The organism is Rhodovulum bhavnagarense (assembly GCF_004343505.1).
Taxonomy (GTDB): Bacteria; Pseudomonadota; Alphaproteobacteria; order Rhodobacterales; family Rhodobacteraceae; genus Rhodovulum; species Rhodovulum bhavnagarense.
The window spans coordinates 1-17,242 of the sequence record NZ_SLXU01000027.1 but is presented as its reverse complement, the minus strand read 5'-3'; the positions used below and the strand labels follow the sequence as shown (position 1 = coordinate 17,242).

General features: G+C 64.9%; 18 protein-coding genes. 6 read left to right on the top strand and 12 right to left on the bottom strand.

All coding sequences use genetic code 11. The annotated features are described in order from the left end of the window. Positions 1 to 361: 361 nt before the first annotated feature. From EV663_RS15000 to EV663_RS14965, 7 genes are all read right to left on the bottom strand, one after another. Positions 362 to 754, bottom strand: a complete 393-nt coding sequence (locus EV663_RS15000) for a hypothetical protein (protein WP_132953280.1) — start codon at positions 752 to 754, stop codon at positions 362 to 364. Next, positions 751 to 2,061 carry a recombinase family protein gene (locus EV663_RS14995; protein ID WP_132953278.1) on the bottom strand — a complete coding sequence of 437 codons (1,311 nt, stop codon included), beginning with the start codon at positions 2,059 to 2,061 and terminating at the stop codon, positions 751 to 753. The genes EV663_RS15000 and EV663_RS14995 overlap by 4 nt, the downstream gene beginning before the upstream one ends. After that, positions 2,058 to 2,510, bottom strand: a complete 453-nt coding sequence (locus tag EV663_RS14990; RefSeq protein ID WP_132953276.1) for a DUF2924 domain-containing protein — start codon at positions 2,508 to 2,510, stop codon at positions 2,058 to 2,060. The genes EV663_RS14995 and EV663_RS14990 overlap by 4 nt, the downstream gene beginning before the upstream one ends. A gap of 853 nt (positions 2,511 to 3,363) precedes the next feature. Beyond that, entirely contained in the window at positions 3,364 to 3,645 is a 282-nt protein-coding gene (locus tag EV663_RS14980) for a helix-turn-helix domain-containing protein (protein WP_165910219.1), read from the bottom strand. Between the two features lie 15 nt (positions 3,646 to 3,660). After that, the gene (locus EV663_RS14975) at positions 3,661 to 4,599 is read right to left on the bottom strand and encodes a DUF7146 domain-containing protein (protein ID WP_132953270.1); all 939 of its coding nucleotides are present in this window, start codon (positions 4,597 to 4,599) and stop codon (positions 3,661 to 3,663) included. Between the two features lie 12 nt (positions 4,600 to 4,611). Continuing rightward, entirely contained in the window at positions 4,612 to 4,842 is a 231-nt protein-coding gene (locus tag EV663_RS14970; RefSeq protein WP_132953268.1) for a helix-turn-helix transcriptional regulator, read from the bottom strand. A gap of 184 nt (positions 4,843 to 5,026) precedes the next feature. Then, a complete protein-coding gene (locus tag EV663_RS14965; RefSeq protein WP_132953266.1) occupies positions 5,027 to 5,713 on the bottom strand; it encodes a hypothetical protein in 687 nt (228 codons plus the stop codon). 221 nt (positions 5,714 to 5,934) lie between these two features. On the opposite strand from EV663_RS14965, the gene EV663_RS14960 reads away from it, so the two are divergent. Further along, positions 5,935 to 7,983, top strand: coding sequence for a UPF0149 family protein (locus tag EV663_RS14960; protein WP_132953264.1), 2,049 nt, complete (start codon positions 5,935 to 5,937; stop codon positions 7,981 to 7,983). A gap of 221 nt (positions 7,984 to 8,204) precedes the next feature. Here the strand turns inward: EV663_RS14960 and EV663_RS14955 are convergent, their stop codons facing one another. Then, positions 8,205 to 8,930 (bottom strand): DeoR/GlpR family DNA-binding transcription regulator, encoded by a 726-nt coding sequence (locus EV663_RS14955; protein WP_165910218.1) that lies wholly within the window; start codon positions 8,928 to 8,930, stop codon positions 8,205 to 8,207. Positions 8,931 to 8,990: 60 nt separating this feature from the next. Between EV663_RS14955 and EV663_RS14950 the strand changes: the two genes are divergently transcribed. The 5 genes from EV663_RS14950 to EV663_RS14930 all read left to right on the top strand — a co-directional run bounded on the left by EV663_RS14950 (position 8,991) and on the right by EV663_RS14930 (position 13,745). Then, a complete protein-coding gene (locus EV663_RS14950; RefSeq protein WP_132953260.1) occupies positions 8,991 to 9,641 on the top strand; it encodes a TIGR00725 family protein in 651 nt (216 codons plus the stop codon). Between the two features lie 18 nt (positions 9,642 to 9,659). Further along, the gene (locus tag EV663_RS14945) at positions 9,660 to 10,739 is read left to right on the top strand and encodes an ABC transporter ATP-binding protein (RefSeq protein ID WP_132953258.1); all 1,080 of its coding nucleotides are present in this window, start codon (positions 9,660 to 9,662) and stop codon (positions 10,737 to 10,739) included. Then, complete coding sequence (locus EV663_RS14940; RefSeq protein ID WP_132953256.1) at positions 10,736 to 11,620, top strand: carbohydrate ABC transporter permease; 885 nt, start codon at positions 10,736 to 10,738, stop codon at positions 11,618 to 11,620. Before EV663_RS14945 ends, EV663_RS14940 begins: the two co-directional genes overlap by 4 nt. Then, positions 11,617 to 12,435, top strand: a complete 819-nt coding sequence (locus EV663_RS14935) for a carbohydrate ABC transporter permease (protein WP_243697987.1) — start codon at positions 11,617 to 11,619, stop codon at positions 12,433 to 12,435. Before EV663_RS14940 ends, EV663_RS14935 begins: the two co-directional genes overlap by 4 nt. 68 nt (positions 12,436 to 12,503) lie before the next feature. Then, positions 12,504 to 13,745 carry an ABC transporter substrate-binding protein gene (locus EV663_RS14930; protein ID WP_165910217.1) on the top strand — a complete coding sequence of 414 codons (1,242 nt, stop codon included), beginning with the start codon at positions 12,504 to 12,506 and terminating at the stop codon, positions 13,743 to 13,745. Between the two features lie 194 nt (positions 13,746 to 13,939). On the opposite strand, the gene EV663_RS14925 is transcribed toward EV663_RS14930, so the two are convergent. The 4 genes from EV663_RS14925 to phnD form a co-directional block, all read right to left on the bottom strand. After that, positions 13,940 to 14,563: a DapH/DapD/GlmU-related protein gene (locus tag EV663_RS14925; RefSeq protein WP_132953252.1), complete on the bottom strand. Its 624-nt coding sequence runs from the start codon at positions 14,561 to 14,563 to the stop codon at positions 13,940 to 13,942. 80 nt (positions 14,564 to 14,643) lie between these two features. After that, entirely contained in the window at positions 14,644 to 15,501 is an 858-nt protein-coding gene (gene phnE / locus EV663_RS14920; RefSeq protein ID WP_132953250.1) for a phosphonate ABC transporter, permease protein PhnE, read from the bottom strand. Continuing rightward, positions 15,498 to 16,442: a phosphonate ABC transporter, permease protein PhnE gene (gene phnE, locus EV663_RS14915; RefSeq protein WP_132953248.1), complete on the bottom strand. Its 945-nt coding sequence runs from the start codon at positions 16,440 to 16,442 to the stop codon at positions 15,498 to 15,500. Before phnE (EV663_RS14915) ends, phnE (EV663_RS14920) begins: the two co-directional genes overlap by 4 nt. 81 nt (positions 16,443 to 16,523) lie before the next feature. Beyond that, the gene (phnD, locus tag EV663_RS14910; RefSeq protein ID WP_243697986.1) at positions 16,524 to 17,135 is read right to left on the bottom strand and encodes a phosphate/phosphite/phosphonate ABC transporter substrate-binding protein; all 612 of its coding nucleotides are present in this window, start codon (positions 17,133 to 17,135) and stop codon (positions 16,524 to 16,526) included. Between the last annotated feature and the right edge of the window lie 107 nt (positions 17,136 to 17,242).

Sequence of the window (17,242 nt, the reverse complement as noted above, 5' to 3'; positions counted from 1 at the left end):
TCGAAGGCGTCACATTCACCGACGGTGTCGCCGAGAACGCCACCGAAAACCGCGCCGCCTGATCAGGCCGCGTCACCCATAATCCCGCATAGCTCAGAAAGTCTTCATCTAAGAACCCTCGTCAAGAACGACCGATCATCACGGTAACCAATCACTAGCCCTCCATACAACTCCCGCAACGGCCGCGGTACCGGCTGATTGCTATCCGACCGTAGCGTAGTGAGTGCCTGACCGATACCGGCCATCCCTTCTCGCCGTAGGCACGTTCTGTTCCTTCCCAACATAGCGGAGGCTGCCCACGACGTCAGGGTCCAAGAAGGCTCGTAGCAGCCGTTCGCCGCGCATAGCTCGAATGACAGCTTCAGCCGGCGCGCCCGATATGGTCCGGCTGCCCTGTCCATTCAGCCGGAAACGGCTCCAGCAGCCGCGCCAGCGTAACTTCCGGCCTCTGCTTGCCGTCCAGGATTGCCTCCACGATGTCCGGCGCGAGCAGCGTGAGGCGCAGGACGCGCGTCATGTAGGAGGGCGCGATCCCCTCACGCTCGGCCAGTTCGCCGATGGTAGCGAATTCTCCCAACTCCAGCATGCGCTTCCAACGGAACGCGCGGGCCAGCGCCTTGACGAGCGTGTTGTCGGTCCGCCGCGGTTGTGTCGCGCCGTACGGCAACTGCATCTCCTTCCGCCCGCCGCGCTTCACGACGCGGAACGGGACGTGAAGCGTCACGGTCTCGGGGATCGGCGTGCCGCGGGTCATGCGGCTTCTCCGATGCCGCCAGACAGCATCTCACGCGCGAGCCCTCCGAGGCCGTCGACGCGGAGGCGGACGTTGAGCCCGTCCGTGCCGATGTCCACGCGCTCGACAAGCAGCGCGAGGATGCGCGCCTGCTCCGCGGGGAACAGTTCGTCCCACAGCGGGTCGAGCTGCTGCAGGGCCGTGCGCGCATCGGCCTCAGTGATGTCGTCGGCGTGGTCGCGCGTTGCCTTCCACGTGCCTGCCACGATCTCCGGCCGGCGGAACACGGCGCGGAGCTGGTCGATGACGGCGGCCTCGATCTCGCCTGCCGGCACGCGGCCGACTGGGCATGATTGGGCGCCGTGCTTCAGCACCATCTGGCTGACATAGTAACGGTAGAGTCTGTCGCCCTTGCGGGTATGCGTTGGGGAGAAGGCCGCGCCGTCTGGGCCGAACAGCAGCCCCTTCAGCAGCGCCGGCGTATCGGCGCGGGTTCGGGCTGCACGCTTGCGCGGGCTTTCCTGCAGGATGGCGTGGACGCGGTCCCACGTTTCGCGGTCGATGATGGCGTCGTGCTCGCCGGGATAGCTTTCGCCCTTGTGGACCGCCTCACCGATATAGGCGCGGTTGTTGAGCATCCGGTAGAGGTACTTCTTATCGATCCGGTTGCCCCGCGGCGTGCGGATCCCGCGCTTCGCGACCTCGCGCGCCAGTTCGGTGCCGGAGCCGATCTCGAGGAAGCGCGCGAAGATCCAGCGGACGTGTTCGGCGGCGTCATCGTCGACCACCAGCTTCCGGTTTTCGACCCGGTAGCCGTAGGGTGGCACGCCGCCCATCCACAGGCCCCTCTTGCGGCTGGCAGCGACCTTGTCGCGGATTCGCTCGGCGGTGACCTCGCGCTCGAACTGGGCGAATGAGAGCAGGATATTCAGCGTCAGCCGCCCCATGGAGGTGGTCGTGTTGAACGACTGGGTGACGGAGACGAACGTCACGCCGTTGAGGTCGAAAACCTCGACCAGCTTTGCGAAATCGGCCAGCGAACGGCTGAGGCGGTCGATCTTGTAGACCACGACCACGTCGACCAGCCCGTCCTCGATGTCCTCCAGCAGCCGCTTCAGTCCGGGCCGTTCCAGCGTGCCGCCGGAAATCCCGCCGTCGTCATACTGATCGCGGACCAGCACCCATCCCTCGGATCGCTGGCTGGCGATGTACGCCTCGCAGGCCTCACGCTGGGCGTGGAGCGAGTTGAACTCCTGCTCCAGCCCTTCCTCGGAGGATTTGCGGGTGTAAACGGCGCACCGCAGCTTTCGGACGATCGGCTTGGTCATGTCCGCGCCCTCCGGTTCTTGAGCCCGAAGAACACCCAGCCATTCCAGCGCGTGCCGGTGATGGCGCGAGCGATGGCGGAGAGCGACTTGTAGGGTCGGCCCTGCCACTCGAACCCGTCCGCAGTGACCGTGACGACATGCTCCAAACCCTGCCACTCGCGGATCAGCCGGGTGCCGGCGATGGGCATGGTGTCGGCGCGGACGCGGCTCTTTTTCCTGTCACCGCCGTCGAGTTCCTCGCCCAGCCGTTCCAGCCGCCGGACCGTTTCGGGCTTCAGCCCGCCATAGGCCAGCTCCTGGATGCGGTAGGCGAGCCGGCTCTCGAGATATCGCCGATTGAACGGCGGCGGCTCGTTGTCGAACAGATCGCGCCACAGTTGCTTCAGGTCGGGCGTCGGCGTGGTCTTCAGCGCGGCCAGGCGCGCGGGGATGCTGTCAGGGTCGGGCATGTGGTCCTCCATTCCGGTCGTGCCATTGCCGCTCTGTCCGGGCGCGATGTGTAGTCGGCCTTTCTCTTTCCGCCGGAAGTGTCTCCGTCCTGCCGCGCCTCTCGACCAGCCGCACCAGGCCCAGCGCCAGCAATGCGCAAAGCTCCTGTCGCCGTTCACGGGGCGACAGCATCTCTGCGGAGAGAGGGTTCGGCCGTTTCATCGCGCTGGACCTCTGGCCAGAACACCGGCCGTGAGGCCGTGTGCACCCGATGGCGGCGCCGCTACGACGTGGTTCCATCTCGGCCAAAGCGCCGCGCGGAACAGGACGGAACCAAGGTCGCGGGCAAAGGGCAGGACGGAACAGTGCCCTCCGCCCACGCGGACCAGCCGTCCCATCAGAACTGGAATGCCCCTGCGCACCGGGGTGCGAACCCGGGTGCGAACCCGCGAACCCCGATTTTTCCCCTCTGACTGGCGGGTTCGCGCGCCAACGCCCCCCGCATACGAAAAGGCCCCGGAAGGACCCGAAACGGCCCCTCCGCCGGATAGCTCAGGCGTCAGAGCATTTTTTCCGAAAAGAAAAAAAGCGCGCTGGCTCGAGAGTGTGTGCCCAGTTTTCGGAAGCTTGCCCCGCTTCCTGAAAAGCGCACTCCCTCTCGACCGACCAGAACGTGCCGGCGCTCCCGAAGACGCAGCTCGCAATTGGTCCTCTTTTTTTCTTTTCTCGGCGGCCATGGTTCTCTTCCCGGTTCTCTTCCTGATTTCTCTCCGATCCGCGCGAGAGGCCGTGTGGAGCCGCTCGGATGGGGCTCTTGCCGGCTCTGGTAGGGGGCAAATGCGGATCAGTTCTCGAACGCTCCTCTGCGGATCGTCAGCATGGGGCCTTCGGAAAGCGGTATTGGGTGGCCCGCGCGGCGCCGGTCCTCGCGTCAAACTGGCGAAGGCGCTCGATTAGCCCCCGGCGTTCGAGAACCGAGAGATGGCGGTTGATCGAGGACACAGTCTGCCCGCAGTCTCGGGCCAGGGTCTTCTGACTCGGGTTGCATTGCCCGGTTGTCTTGTTCTGGTAATTCGCCAGGTGGACGAGGACGAGTTTCGTGGCGGGCTTCAGATCCCGCTGCGCCAAGGCCCAGGTTGTCGTCTTGTAAGCCATGATCATGCCCTTTCGTCATGCTCTTTGATTTCCGTTTCCGTCGCGGCGTTTCGGCTGCCGCGGTCTGCCGACAGCGCCGGTTGCGCCCGCGCATTCGATCCACACGTCATTCCAGTCCTGACCATCGGGGGCCGACCTGATTTCTACGACCCAACCGAGGCTCCGGGCCCGGGACCGAAGCGCCTCGCCCGCTGCCCGTCCGGCGGGCTCGCCATCCGTGGCAATCACCAGATGGCCTGGCAGCGCCGGAAGGGCCAGGTTGCGCATGTTGGACGCCGAGAGCGCTGCCCAGAGGGTAATCGGGCGACCCGGAAAGACCCGCGGAACCGAAAGCGCCGTTTCGATACCCTCGGCGACAACGAGCGGACCGGCACCGGTCATCAATGTGACATGTCCCCCGGCCGCGGCCCCCAGCATCAGCTTCTGCGTTTGCCGGGGGAGGTCGGCCTTTCCCGACCCGTTCGCTCTGAGATAGGTCCGTGAAACGGCAATGCCGTCCGCATGATCGATTAGCGCAATCATGGCCGGCAGGGACTGGCGGGTCGGACCGTGCCAGGTAACCGGGTTGTACCTGAGCGTCCCCGCGGAAGGCAGATCCACCTTCCGGATCTGGCGCAGGTATGTTTCCGCAGGGGAGCCTTCGATCGGTTCTGACGCCGCCCAGAGGTTTCGCGCATGGTACCCGGTCCGCGAATCTGTGCGCCTGCCTGCCTTGCGGTGATCCCCTTGGGAATGCTCGCGTCGCGTGGTGGGACAGCCTGCAGCTCTGAGAATATCGGCGAAACGGCATCCGGATTTCTTGCAGTGGAGCAGGAGGCTCCGGCGGCCGTCTCGCAGGGTCAAGGCAGTCTGGTCGCTGCGGCCTTCGCTTTGACAGACCGGACAAGGCGCAGTTCCGTACTGGCCATACCAATGCCCGCCCAGCGCAGCGGTGAGGTGCTTCGCTTCGCTCATCTCGAGGTCCTTTCAGGAATGACGAATTCCATGGTCTCGGGCTTCGTGGGGCGGATCTTGCCGAGCCTTGTCCACGCGGCTCTCAAGCCAGGTCAGGACATCGCTTCGTCGCCATCCCACGGCCCGCTTGCCCAGGCGGAGCGGCGCCGGGAACTGTCCCTCGGCCACGGCCTGGTAGATCCAGCTGCGGCCCATGCCGACGGCTTTGATGACCCGCGGCAATCTCCAAATTTCTTCATCCATGACCGTGCCTCTCTCGACCTTGATGGTTCTTGAAGGACCATGGGGGATATCTTGAGATCGGTCGTGGGGCGATTAATCGGCAGATTAATTGACCCACATGGGCGCCTCGGGTGCGCATTGCGGCAAGATCAGAGGGGGGTGTTCAAGCCGCGGGAAAGCGCGTCGATGCGCAGAGGGCCTTCGTTCAAAACCCATCGCCCTGAATGGCGTTTTCCTTGAGATAGAGGCGCTTGATCGCCTCGTAACTCTGGGGCAGCAATCCAAGATTTTTCATGGCCTTGGAAATGACAGCGCAGGCGCTGGTGCCGTTCTCTTCCGCTTCGTTGTGTGTCGGCTTCAGATCGTGCTGTTCGACCAGCTCGATGATCAACGGGTAGATCAAGGCGTGTATTAGCCTCGCGTTCCGAGGGGCGCCTTTCTCGGAAGGGCGTTTCAGGTGCCCCCTCAGGCGCGCGGCGATGAACCGGCGGATTTCATTGGGCATGGCTATCCCGTCCGAAACATATTCCGATGCGTGCAACGAAAGCGCATCAAATACAGTCGCATCGCTCGGCGCTTGCTCGAGAAAATCACGCAGCAGCGCGATGTAGGGGTCCTTTGATGGTGTCTGTTCGGCCTCTGGAGAAAGCCCATTATTGAAGGCGACCAGGAGCCCAAACTCAACAAGAGGCATCTGCTGGTGCGCGAACCCTTTTGCCGCCACCCTACTTGCCGCGCGCGCCGCCTGCAGCTCTGTAATATGCTGGGCAACCTGCTCGTCTCTTGCAGCAAATCCAAGGCCGTTTCGGATCTCATCGTAAACCGCAAACTGCTCCCGAAGCTGTTCCTCGGCCCGGCGCACCAGTTTTTCAAAACGGTCGTCATCCACCATGGTGAAAGAGTAGGACGACAGTGGACTTGAGTGAACCTCTTTGGTGAGCGGACGCGAAATCCAACAGACGCACCGACCATAGGCGCGGGAGCCGGATCACTGCGGCTTTGATTCGCTCGGAACGGAGCGGTTTGCACCGGGGAGGCGCTGCGCGTGACGCGCTGCGCCCGGGCGCACCGATCCTGTTGCCAGAATCTGCCTGCTGGCGTAACGATCCCGGCATGCCCGTTGACCCACTCTCCCTGATCCAGGCTGTCGGCGCTGCGTCGGAGGACGCGGTGCACGCGCGCCTGTTGCGGGACGGCGCCCGAGACCTTTTGCGCGATCCCACCGGCATCGCGGGGATTGTCGCTGTCGTGCTCGACCCTGCGGATGAGGCGAGCGGGAAGGCGGCCGCGTCGCTTCTGGCCAGTGCGCTCGACGAGGCGCGCATGGCCGCAGAGAACGATGCGCCTGAGGGAGGTGCGCTGCTCGATGCCGTTGCCAGGGCGGTCACGGGCTGGGAGGCCGACCGGCCTCTCGAACCGGCCCAGCGTCTGCGCCTGGCCCAGACCCATGCCCGCGCGGGCCTCGCAGCGCCGCCTTTTGCCCGGCTGACCGCCGATATCATGGCAAAGTCCGAGGCGCCGTCCGGGGACATGCCCGACCTCGGTGCATTGCTGGACCCGATCCTGGAGGAGATGGACGACGCCCCGCTGCAGGTTCATGCCGCTTTCAGTGAACTTCTGGCGGGGCTGCCGCCGGAATTGGCCGGGGTGCTGATCTCGATGACGGTCGGACGGCCCGGAAAGGTGGAGGCGCGGCTGGGTCTTTACTGGCTTCTCGATCCGAACCCCGACCTGCGCCTCGCCGCGGCGACGGCGCTGTTGTCCCGTGCTGAGGCAGGGACACTGGCCCCCGAACTTGGCGCGCTACTGCCCACGCTGCGCAAGTGGCTGCCCGATGATGCTGCGCGCGCCGCCCTTGACGGGGCGATCCGGCGGCAGATGCGGCGCGGCGGACCACCGGCTGCAGCGCCGGCCTCAACCCTCCACCGCGCCGCCGCCAGCCTGCCCGACGGGGCCGGGGCCCAAAGCCTGGTCGCCGCCCTCCAGACCGGCAGCCGCCGCGGCGTTGCGATGATGATGCTGAAGCAGGGTCACGGCGTGAAGGACACGTTCGTCATCCCCTGCACCAGCGCGACAGAGCAGAAGCAAACCTTCGTTCGTATCCTGGACGAGATCGAGACCTTCGACATCTCGCCCGACATGCTGGCCGGGGCGCTGGCGCGCGGTCTGGGCGAAGGGCTGGCGTCGGGGCGCATGCCGGCACCGGGGATTGTCGATCTTGCCGAAATCCTCGGGCCCGACGCGCTGAGCCCTGCTGTAGGGGATGCCGAGGCCATTCTCGAGGCCATCGGCGCGGCGGGGGTGCTCGCCGATCTTTCGGGGACACGCCGCACCGCGCTCCTGAAGGCCAGCGCGGACTGGGCCGACCGTTTCGAACAGGCGGACAGCTGGTTCGAGGACACCGGCGCATTGCGCGCCGCAATCGCCCGGGCCCGGACGGACAAGGGGCGTGAGACCGCCGTCTGGAAGCATCTCTCGACCCGGCGCGCGTGGTGGGCGCGGCAGTTCGCGGTCTGCGCCGCGACGCTGAAATCCGCAGCCGGGGTGGATCCCGCGCTCTGGCTATCCTTTGCCGCGGTGGCGCAGGCGCTGCTCGAGGGGCGGTCCCTGAAACGCATCCCGATCATGACCGGGATCATGGCGATGACGCTGGAGGCGGATGCGGCCCGCGATGATGCGGTCGCCCCGATCGATGGGGCTGATCCGGCGGATGAGATCGCCGCGCTCCTTGCGCAGGCCGGGATCACCGACGCCTATCTGCATGGCTATCTCACCGCACTGGCCATCACCCCGCAGGAGCCGTCGCCGCAGGACTGGCTGGGCGGGCTGCTCGGCGGGATCGAGTTTCCGGGCGCGGGCGCGCTCGACCGCCTCATGGGGTTCGTGGTGTTTCAGGCCAATGCCCTCGACGAAGATGCGGGCGACCCGGAGACCACCATTCGCGCGCTGGCCACGTTCGATGCGGATGGGCTGAGACACTGGGCCACGGGGTTCGACGCGCTTCTGACGGTAACCCGGCGCTACTGGCCCGCAAGGTCGCTGGCTGCTGATGACAAGCGCGTCCTGCAAGACATCGCGCGGGCCGCAAAGGGCGCCGAAGGCGAAACGCTGCGACGGGTGCTGCCATCCTGGGTTGCCCAGCGTCATGCCCTTCGCAAATAGATATTCGGAGCCGCGCGTCGGGGCCACTGCGTCCTTTTCCCCGCCCTGTTCGCCACTTGCAAGCGCTCGCCGATTGTGCGGAAGAGGACCTGCAAGCCGGAGGCGCCATCAGGCCGGCCACCCCGCCCAACACTCAAGCCAAATGCCTCTGACGCGTTGGGCAGTATAGCCCAGTCGATCAGGCACCGCCGCGCGTATCGGTTGACGACCGCCGGGCGTGTTCAGTCCGCCTCGGTGACGATGTCGTCGAACTGCTCGATCCGTGCAATGGTGGCGAGTGCTGTTCTGTTGAATTTGCTCAGGGTGGCGAGCAAGCAGCTACTTTTTGCGACGTCCATGGCCGCGCGCTTGATCGCGATCTTTTCGATGTCGAAATCCATGACACGGCCGGTATCTTCGATGGCGGAGCAAGCGATCATCGCGACGTCGAGGGTCACCTTGCCCAAAATCCGAGTGCTGTCTTCTCCGACCAGGGAGCCGTCCCGGCCGGCCATCCGGTTGCCGAGAACGAAGACCCGGTGCTCAGCCGGATCGAACATCATTGCCGCGGGCATCGAGTTTGTCAGGATCGTGAAACCCGGCCGGCGTGACAGCGCCACCGCGCAGGCTTCGACGGTGGTGCCCACGTCCAGATAGACCGTCGCGCCATCCGGGATCATCGCGGCGGCCTTGGAGCCGACCGCAGCCTTTTCCGGGCGGCCGATCGCCTTCTTGGCCGGGTAGTCGAGACGGGCTGCCTCGGTCGCGGCGACCGGGCCTGCGCCACCATGAAACCGTTGCAGGTGGCCCGCACTCGACAGGGCGATGATGTCGCGCCGGACCGTTTGTGCCGAGACGCCGAACTGGGCCGCGAGGGCCTCTATCGTGACGTAACCGTTCTCGGTGACCTTCGAGAGAATACTGGCCTGGCGTTCGCTGAGCGGGGTCTTCGCGGGTTGCAGTGTCATAAAACCGTGTAAATTAACTGACATTTGTAAGCTATTTTACACGCACCATGCACGGTTTCAATGAACGTGAAGCTTGTGAGACAGGACGACGGCACGATCCGCGTTGGCGACACGATCCTCGACGCAACCCGGTGGTGCCGCCATCGCATACCTGAACCGGCATGCGGGTCAGAGGTAACCGTGTGTGAGGCCTTCGGCTTCTTGGCCCAGCGCGCATCCCTTCGCCATCTGGTTATCGGGGTCATCGGGCCGCGTGAAGCGAGTGCGGCGCAGATCTGCGCCGCAGAACGCATCGGCCATGATCTGGGCCGCCTCGGGCTGACGCTGATCTGCGGCGGCAAGACCGGCGTCATGGAGGCCGTGTCCAAAGGCTGCGCCGAGGCCGGGGGCCTGATGATCGGCATCCTGCCGGGCAATGAGCCCGCGGATGCGAACCCTTTTGTCAGCGTCCCGCTTCCCACTGGACTGGGCGAGGCCCGCAACATGGTGATCGCCAAGTCAGCCCGGGTCCTGATCGCCATCGGCGGGTCGTATGGCACGCTGAGCGAGGTCGCCTACGGACTGCATTTCTCGAAGACCGTGATCGGGCTGGTAGGCGCGCCCGATGTGGCCGGCGTGAGCCATGTCGCCACCCCCGACGCGGCCGTCTCGCGAACACTTGAGGCTTTGATCGCCGCTGCTCCGGTCCGGGACTGGCAGAGCGATGTATGAACTCCACACGGTGCTTGCATGACGGCGCGCCTTTCGCTTGACGGGGTGACCAAGAGGTTCGGGACGACCGAGGCCGTGCGCAACGTCTCGCTCACGCTCCATGACGGGGAATTCATGGCGCTCCTTGGCGCGTCGGGCTGCGGCAAGTCGACCACGTTGCGCCTGCTGGCCGGACTGGAGGCACCAAGCGCGGGACGGGTCCTGCTGAACGGGCGCGACGTCACCCGCGATAGCGCGGCTGCACGCAATATCGCGTTGATGTTCCAGTCCTATGCGCTTTACCCGCATTTGACGGTCTTCCAGAACATTGCCTTGCCGTTGCGCATGCGCGGGCTGTCCGCCGTCCAGCGCCTGCCGGGTACGGCGCTGGTCAGCCCGGTCGTGCGCAAAAGGCAGGCTCAGATCAAGGCGCAGGTTTCCCAAGTGGCCGAGATGCTGCGGCTGGGCGACCTGCTGGCCCGCAAGCCCGGCCAGCTTTCCGGCGGGCAGCAGCAGCGGGTAGCGCTTGCACGCGCGCTTGTGCGCGAACCTTCCGCGTTTCTTCTGGACGAGCCTCTTTCAAATCTCGACACCCAGCTTCGCGCCGACACAAGGGACGAGATCCGCGCGTTGCACCGGCGCACGGGTTATCCGTTCCTTCTGGTCACTCACGATCAGTCCGACGCGCTGTCCATGGCCGACCGGATCGCGGTAATGATCGCCGGCGAGATCGTGCAGGTCGGATCGCCGAAGGAGATCTTCCACCGCCCGCAAAGCATCGCGGTAGCAGAGTTCATCGGGCATCACCGCATCAATCTCTTGCCGCCCGGGCCCGCCGGGCGGCTGCATCCCGCCGGCACCCGCCTGTGGATCGGAATCCGCCCCGAGGACTTGCGCCTTTCCCCCGAAGGCGCGTTGGCTGCTACCGTCGAGAGCCGCGCCTTTCACGGCGAAGAAACGATCCTGAAGTTGCGCGATGACGCCGGCACCGCCCTTCGGATCGTTCTGAGGGGGGGCGAGACACTGCCGAACCCGGGCGATACCGTGCGCCTTGCCGCCAACCCTGCGGCGCTTCACGGCTTCGGGGCGGACGGCCGGCGCGAGGACATCCCGGCATGAGGAACCGTGCGCTCACCGACCTGGTGCTTGCCGGTCCTGCGGCGCTTGTGGTGATCTTGTTCATCTTCTTGCCGGTCGCGGTGGTCTTCGTCCTGGCCTTCACCGACTACCAGGTCGGGGCCCGGTCTGCGAACTGGATCGGCATCGAGAATTTCGCCACCCTGTTCGGCTCGCGCCAGGGGCGCAATGCGCTTCTGAACACGGTGGTCTATGCCGGTATCGTGATCCCGGCCTCTGTCGGGCTCGGGCTGTTGGTGGCCATGGGGCTGCACCGGCTGACGGACATCCTGCCCCGCTTGTCCGCGGTCCTGCGCACCGTCTATTTCCTGCCCGTGGCCGCAACGCTGGTCGCGATGGCGGTGTCCTGGCAGATGCTGCTGCATCCGTCGCTCGGTTTGATCAACACGTGGATGTCGGTGCTTGGACTGGCGCCGCAGCAATGGCTGAGCGACCGGGGGCTGGTGCTCTATACGCTCGCCGCCATCGGGATATGGCAAAGCGTCGGCTACAACATGGTGCTGTTCCTTGCCGGTCTCGCCACCATACCGACCGCTCTTTACGATGCCGCAGCAGTGGACGGGGCAGATCGAGGGTGGTCGCGGTTCTGGACCGTCACATGGCCGATGCTCGGGCCAACGACACTGTTCGTGGTGATCGTCACCGCCGTCAACGCCTTCCGCGTGTTCGAAACCGTTGCCACCATGACAAAGGGCGGGCCCGCATTTGCGTCGGATACCATTGTCTATGCGCTCTATCGCGAAGGTTTCGTCTACTTCAAGGCCGGTTACGCCAGCGCGATCACCGTGGTCTTCTTCTTAGCGCTCCTCTTGCTGACCGCATTGCAGATCATGCTGGTCGAACGCCGGGTGCATTACCGGTGAGGTTGGGCGCGGTCATATCGCTGGGGCTGATCGCCCTAGGGGCGGTGATGGTGCTCTTGCCCTTCGTCTGGCTGGTGTCGGTTTCGCTGAAGCCGCATGCCGAGATCTTCACGACAGAGGTTGCGCTTCTGCCCACGCGTCCGACGCTCGCCAATTACTGGACCGCGCTGACCGAGACCGACATTCCGCGTTACCTGCTGAACGGGGCGATCGTCACCGGCAGCATCCTTGTGCTGCAATTGGCCGTCACCGTACCCGCGGCCTATGCCATGGCGCATCGTCGTTTCCCCGGTCGCAGGCTGATGTTCGGTGCGGTCGTGGCGGCGCTGCTGGTGCCTTTCCACGTCACCGCCATCCCGATATTTCTCGGCTTTGCGCAACTCAGGCTTCTCGATACCTACGCAGCGCTCATTCTGCCCTTCATGGCCTCAGCCTTCGGGCTGTTCCTGCTGCGACAGGCCTTCTCGCAGATCCCCGCCGAGTTGATCGACGCCGCGCGCGTGGATGGCATGAGCGAGATGGGCATTGCATGGCGCATCGCGTTCCCGCTGGGCATGCCCACCGTGATAGCCTTCGCCATCTTCTCCGTCACGGCGCATTGGAACGATCTGTTCTGGCCGTTGATCGCCACCACCGATCCCGGTCTTGCGACCCCGCCGCGCGGGATCCTGTTCTTCCGCGATCAGGAAAGCGGCGACGATGTCGGTCCGCTGATGGCCGGCGCCACGCTGATCACGGTCCCGCTGATCCTCGGGTTTCTCCTGGCACAGAAGCGCTTCACCCAGGGTCTGGCGAATACGGGACTGAAGAAGTGAACGAGATTCGAGCAGCAATCAAAGGCCGTTAAGGCCGAATGTCCTTAGCACCGAACCAAGGGAACATCATGAAACACCTTCTTCTTTCTGCCGGGGTCGTCCTCGCCGCCAGCGCGGCTGCGGCCGAGACCGAAATCCGTGTCCACTACGCCATTCCGACCATCTGGGCCGAGACCCAGGAAGCATTGGCCGAGGCGTTCATGGCAACGCACCCGGACATCAAGATCACCCTCGACGGTCCTGCCGAAGGCTACGAGGACGGCGTGCAGCGCGTCCTGCGCGAGGGGATCGCCGGCACCGCGCCCGACGTTGCCTATGTGGGCCTCAACCTCTGGCGCGTGCTGGAGGACCGCGGCGTCCTGCAGCCGCTCGACGACTTTTTGCCCGCCGATCCGATGGCAGCGGGCTATACCCCGGCGCTGCTCTCGCTGGGCCAGTACGAAGGGCACCAATGGGCGCTTGGCACCTCGGCCTCGACCATGGTGCTTTACGTCAACCCCGACCTTGTCGAACAGGCCGGTGGGTCGATGGACGATTTCCCGAAGGACTTCGACGGGATCATCGAGCTTGCCGCCAAGATCGACGCGCTGGGCGACACTGTCGAAGGCGTCTGGATCGGCCGGCATGACTGGCGCTTCCAGTCCCTGCTGGGCGCCCATGGCGGCCGTCCGATGACCGAGGACGAAAGCGACATCACCTTCGACAGCGAAGCGGGCATGACCGCCGCGGGCCTTTACAAACGGTTCGCCGAAGATGCCGGGATGTCGTCGATGTCGGAAAATGACGCGCGCCAGGCCTTCCCGGCGGGAACGCTTGGCCTGTTCTTCGAAAGCTCTTCGCTTCTGAAGCGGTTCGAGGAAGGGTCCGCGGGCAATTTCGAACTCGCCGTGTTCGGAACGCCGGTCGTGGCCGAAGAAAACGTCTACTTCCCCACGGGCGGGTCGGCCATCGTGATGCTGACCGACGACGCGGAAAAACAGGCTGCCGCTTGGGAGTACATGACCTTCGTGACCGGCCCCGAGGGCCAGAAGGTGATCGTGGAGACCACCGGCTATGCCCCGGCCAACAAGATCGTGCTGGACGATGAGAGCTATCTCGGCGCCTATTACGCGGCGAACCCCAACGCCAAGGTGGGCCACGCGCAGGTCGCCGCCCATGCCGGTCCCTGGTATGCCTATCCCGGCGCCGAGGGCGTGGCCGTGACTGATCTCATCGCCGCCGCTCTGGTCGAACTGACCGAAGGCGCCGCGGTCGAAGCAACGATCTCGGACCTGGCCGACACGCTGCGCATGCAGCTTGGCATGAAGTGAACCGAAGACGGTTGCGCCCTCCCGGGCGCAACCACACCGGTGCGGGATATGCCTCACCCTGCGAATTCCGGACCGATCCGGGACATCCTGCCGAGGATTGTCGCTGCAGGCAGGTCACCTCCGATCACCGTCAGGCCCGCGTGGTCCGGATCATCTGGTGACGGGCAGTCGGCAAGCGGGTGACCCAAGAACGCCTAAGTCTGGCAAGCTCCATATTTCTCGATGAACGCAGCGATGGCGAGGGTCCGGATGTCTGGCAGTCTGGCGCGCAACTCGGCATGGCTCCAGTCCCACCACGCGATGGTCATCAGCGCTTCGGCCTCGGTTGGGGAAAAGCGGCGCTTGATCGGCCGCGCGGGAACGCCGCCGACGATGGTGTAGGGGTCTACGTCTTTCGATACCACGGCCCCCGCGCCGACTACCGCGCCGTTTCCGATCGTAACGCCCGGCAAGATGGTGACCCCATGGCCGATCCAGACGTCATGGCCGATCGTCACCCAGTGATCGCGCCGCCACTGGAAGAAGCTGCCATCGTCCACGCCCAGATCGTATTGCGCGGCGCGATAGGTGAAATGATGCTGGGCGGCGCGCCAGGTGGCATGGTTGCCGGGGTTGATCCGCGCCCCTTCGGCGATGGAGCAGAATTTGCCGATGGTCGACCAGATGACGTTGCCGTGTTTTGTGATGTAGGAATAATCGCCGAAATCCACCTCGCGCATCGTCACATGGGCATAGATTTCCGTCCATTTGCCCAGTGTGCAGTCGATCACGGTCGCGGTGTCGTGGACGGTCGGTGTTTCGGAAAGGCGCTTGCTCATTTAGAGTAGCCCTCTTGGTAAAGTCGGATTCGGGGGCTTGAGGCCCGGCTTGGCGGGTGTCGTGACGGACAGGATGAGTCTCACCGCGCGCTGTCCCAAGTTCCGATGAACCTGCCGCGCAGTCGCGCCGACAGCCAGTCGATGATGTAGACCATCGCGATGATGAGGAAGATGATCGACCATGCCTCGTCCCAGCGATAGGCGCTGATCCGGTCCGACAGCAGGAACCCGATCCCCCCGGCGCCCACGATGCCGAGGATAGTGCCCGAACGGACATTGGACTCGAAGTTGTAAAGCACGATCGACAGGATCACCGGGTTGACCTGCGGCAGCAGGCCGTAGCGGATCTGCTGCAGTCGCGAACCGCCCGCGGCCTTGACCCCCTCGATCGGCTTTTCCGAGGTGTTCTCGATCGCCTCCGAGAAAAGCTTGGTGCAGGTGCCGATCTCGCTGACCGTGATGGCAAGGATCCCTGCCAGCGGCCCCAGCCCGAAGGCGCGGATGAAGATCAGCGCGAGGATCAGCGTCTCGAAGGCGCGGATGATGTCGTAGCCGCGCCGGACACCCAGCCGGAAGGGCAGGAGGCGGTTGATGTTCGCCGCCCCGAAGAAGGACAGCGGAAAGGCGATCAGCGCCCCGAGAACGGTGCCGAGAAACGCCATCGACAGGGTTTCGCCCAGTCCCTTGGCGATCTCGCCGAACTCGGCCCAGCTTTTCCAGACATAGGGCGGGAACATGAAGGCCAGCACGTTGCCAAGGCGGCCCAGCCCGGTCCAGATGCGCCCCGGCGCGAAGTTGAAATCGATCAGGCAATAGACGATCAGGCCGGCGAAGAGCCCCCAAAGCGCCCACCGGCGCACCCGCTCGGCCAGCGGCGCGCGGAAGGCGCGCGGCAGGCGACCGCGGGCCGCGGCGATCTCGGTTTCCGTGATGCTCATGGGCGGGCCTCCATCCCGATAATGGCGTGACGCAAGCGTTCGGAGCTGTAGTCGATGACGATCACGGTCATCAGGATGATCAGGAACAGCGCCGAGAGGTCGGTATACTCCTGAAAGCTCATCGCCGTGCGGAATTCCTGGCCCAGCCCGCCCGCGCCGACATAGCCGATGATCGAGGACGACCGCACGTTGATCTCGAACCGAAGCAATGTGTAGCTGATGATGTTGGGCAGCACTTGTGGGATCGCGCCATAGCGGATCTGGTCGAACCACGTCCCGCCCGCGGCCTTGACGCCCTCCAGCGGTCCCATGTCGATATTCTCGTTGACCTCGGAATAGAGCTTGCCCAGCGCGCCGGTCGCATGCAGCCCGATCGCCAGCACGCCCGCCATCGGCCCGACCGAGAAGCAGAACACGAAGATGAGCGCCCAGACCAGATCGGGGACCGTGCGCGCGATTTCCAGAAACCGGCGGCTGACAAAGAGGATCCAGGGGCGTGGCGCGAGGTTGCGCGCCGCCGGGAAGGACAGCAGGAAGCCGCCGAAGACGCCGAGCGTGGTCGCCATGAAGGCGATCAGGATTGTTTCGGCCAGCAGTCCCAGCCAGATCTTCCAGCGCCAGAACCATTCGGCGACATCGGCGCCGAGGCTTTCCCAGCGCAACACGGGGATCGTCTTCTCGATATACTCGCCCAGCCGCGGGATGCCGGCGGGGATGATCCAGCGCCATTCGCGCGAGCCGTCCAGACTGGTCACCTGCGTGACCTTGAAGAAATCGCCCAGCAACGCGGTCAGCATGAACACCACGAAGAACAGCGTGGCGCCCGCCGCCCAGCCGATCCGGGCACGCCGACGCAGGGCCGTGTAGTCGCGCTCGAAGGCGGCGATGGCGCTCTCGTCCATATCGGGCGGGTTGGCGGTGCACTCGGCGGTCGCGGTCATCGGCGCTGCCCCGGGCTGAAGGTCATGAGAAGGGCGCGCAGCGGCCGCCGCGCGCCCTTGGGTGGTATCGGCAGCCGGGGCTTAGCCGCCGCGGCGCTGTTCCTTGATCCAGGCGCGCATGTCGACGATCCACTGGTAGCGGTCGTGATCGACGCGGATGAAGCCCACTTCGGGGTTCTCGTCGGCCGGATCGAACGAACTGTAGAGCTTGTACCCCTCGGGATCGGCGGCCGGGAATTGCTCGATCGCGGCGGTGACGTCCTCGATCATCTCGGCTGGCAGGTCGTTGCGGAAGGTCCACGGGCCCGAGGTGATTTCCGGGCTTTCCCAGATTTTGCAGATCACGCCGGGCTCGATCATGCCCTTGCGCTCCATGCGCTGGTACACGCCGTTCACGTCATTGTCCTGGTAGGTCGAGGCGGTGTCGAAGGTGCCGTTGACCACGCCCTGAACGTCGGCCTCGTGGCTGCCGCCAAAGGGGATTGCAGCAAAATAGGAGGCCGGGTCGATGCCCAGCTTTTCCTTCATGTTGAAGTAAGGCACGGCAAAACCCGAGGTCGAATCCGGGTCGGCAAAGGCGTGCACTTTGCCCTTGGCGTCGTCGAGGCTCTTGATTCCGCTGTCACAACGGGTCACGACGATGGAGCGATAGCCGGTATTACCGTCTTTCTTGACATCGACGAGCGTTGGCACCACGCCGCCATCTGGACCTGCACCGGTTCTGTTCCGGTCAGGTGCTCATGTTAGGCGGCCCTCTGTTCGAAGGCCACGGGTGATTTCCAGCCGAGGGCTGAGTGTTT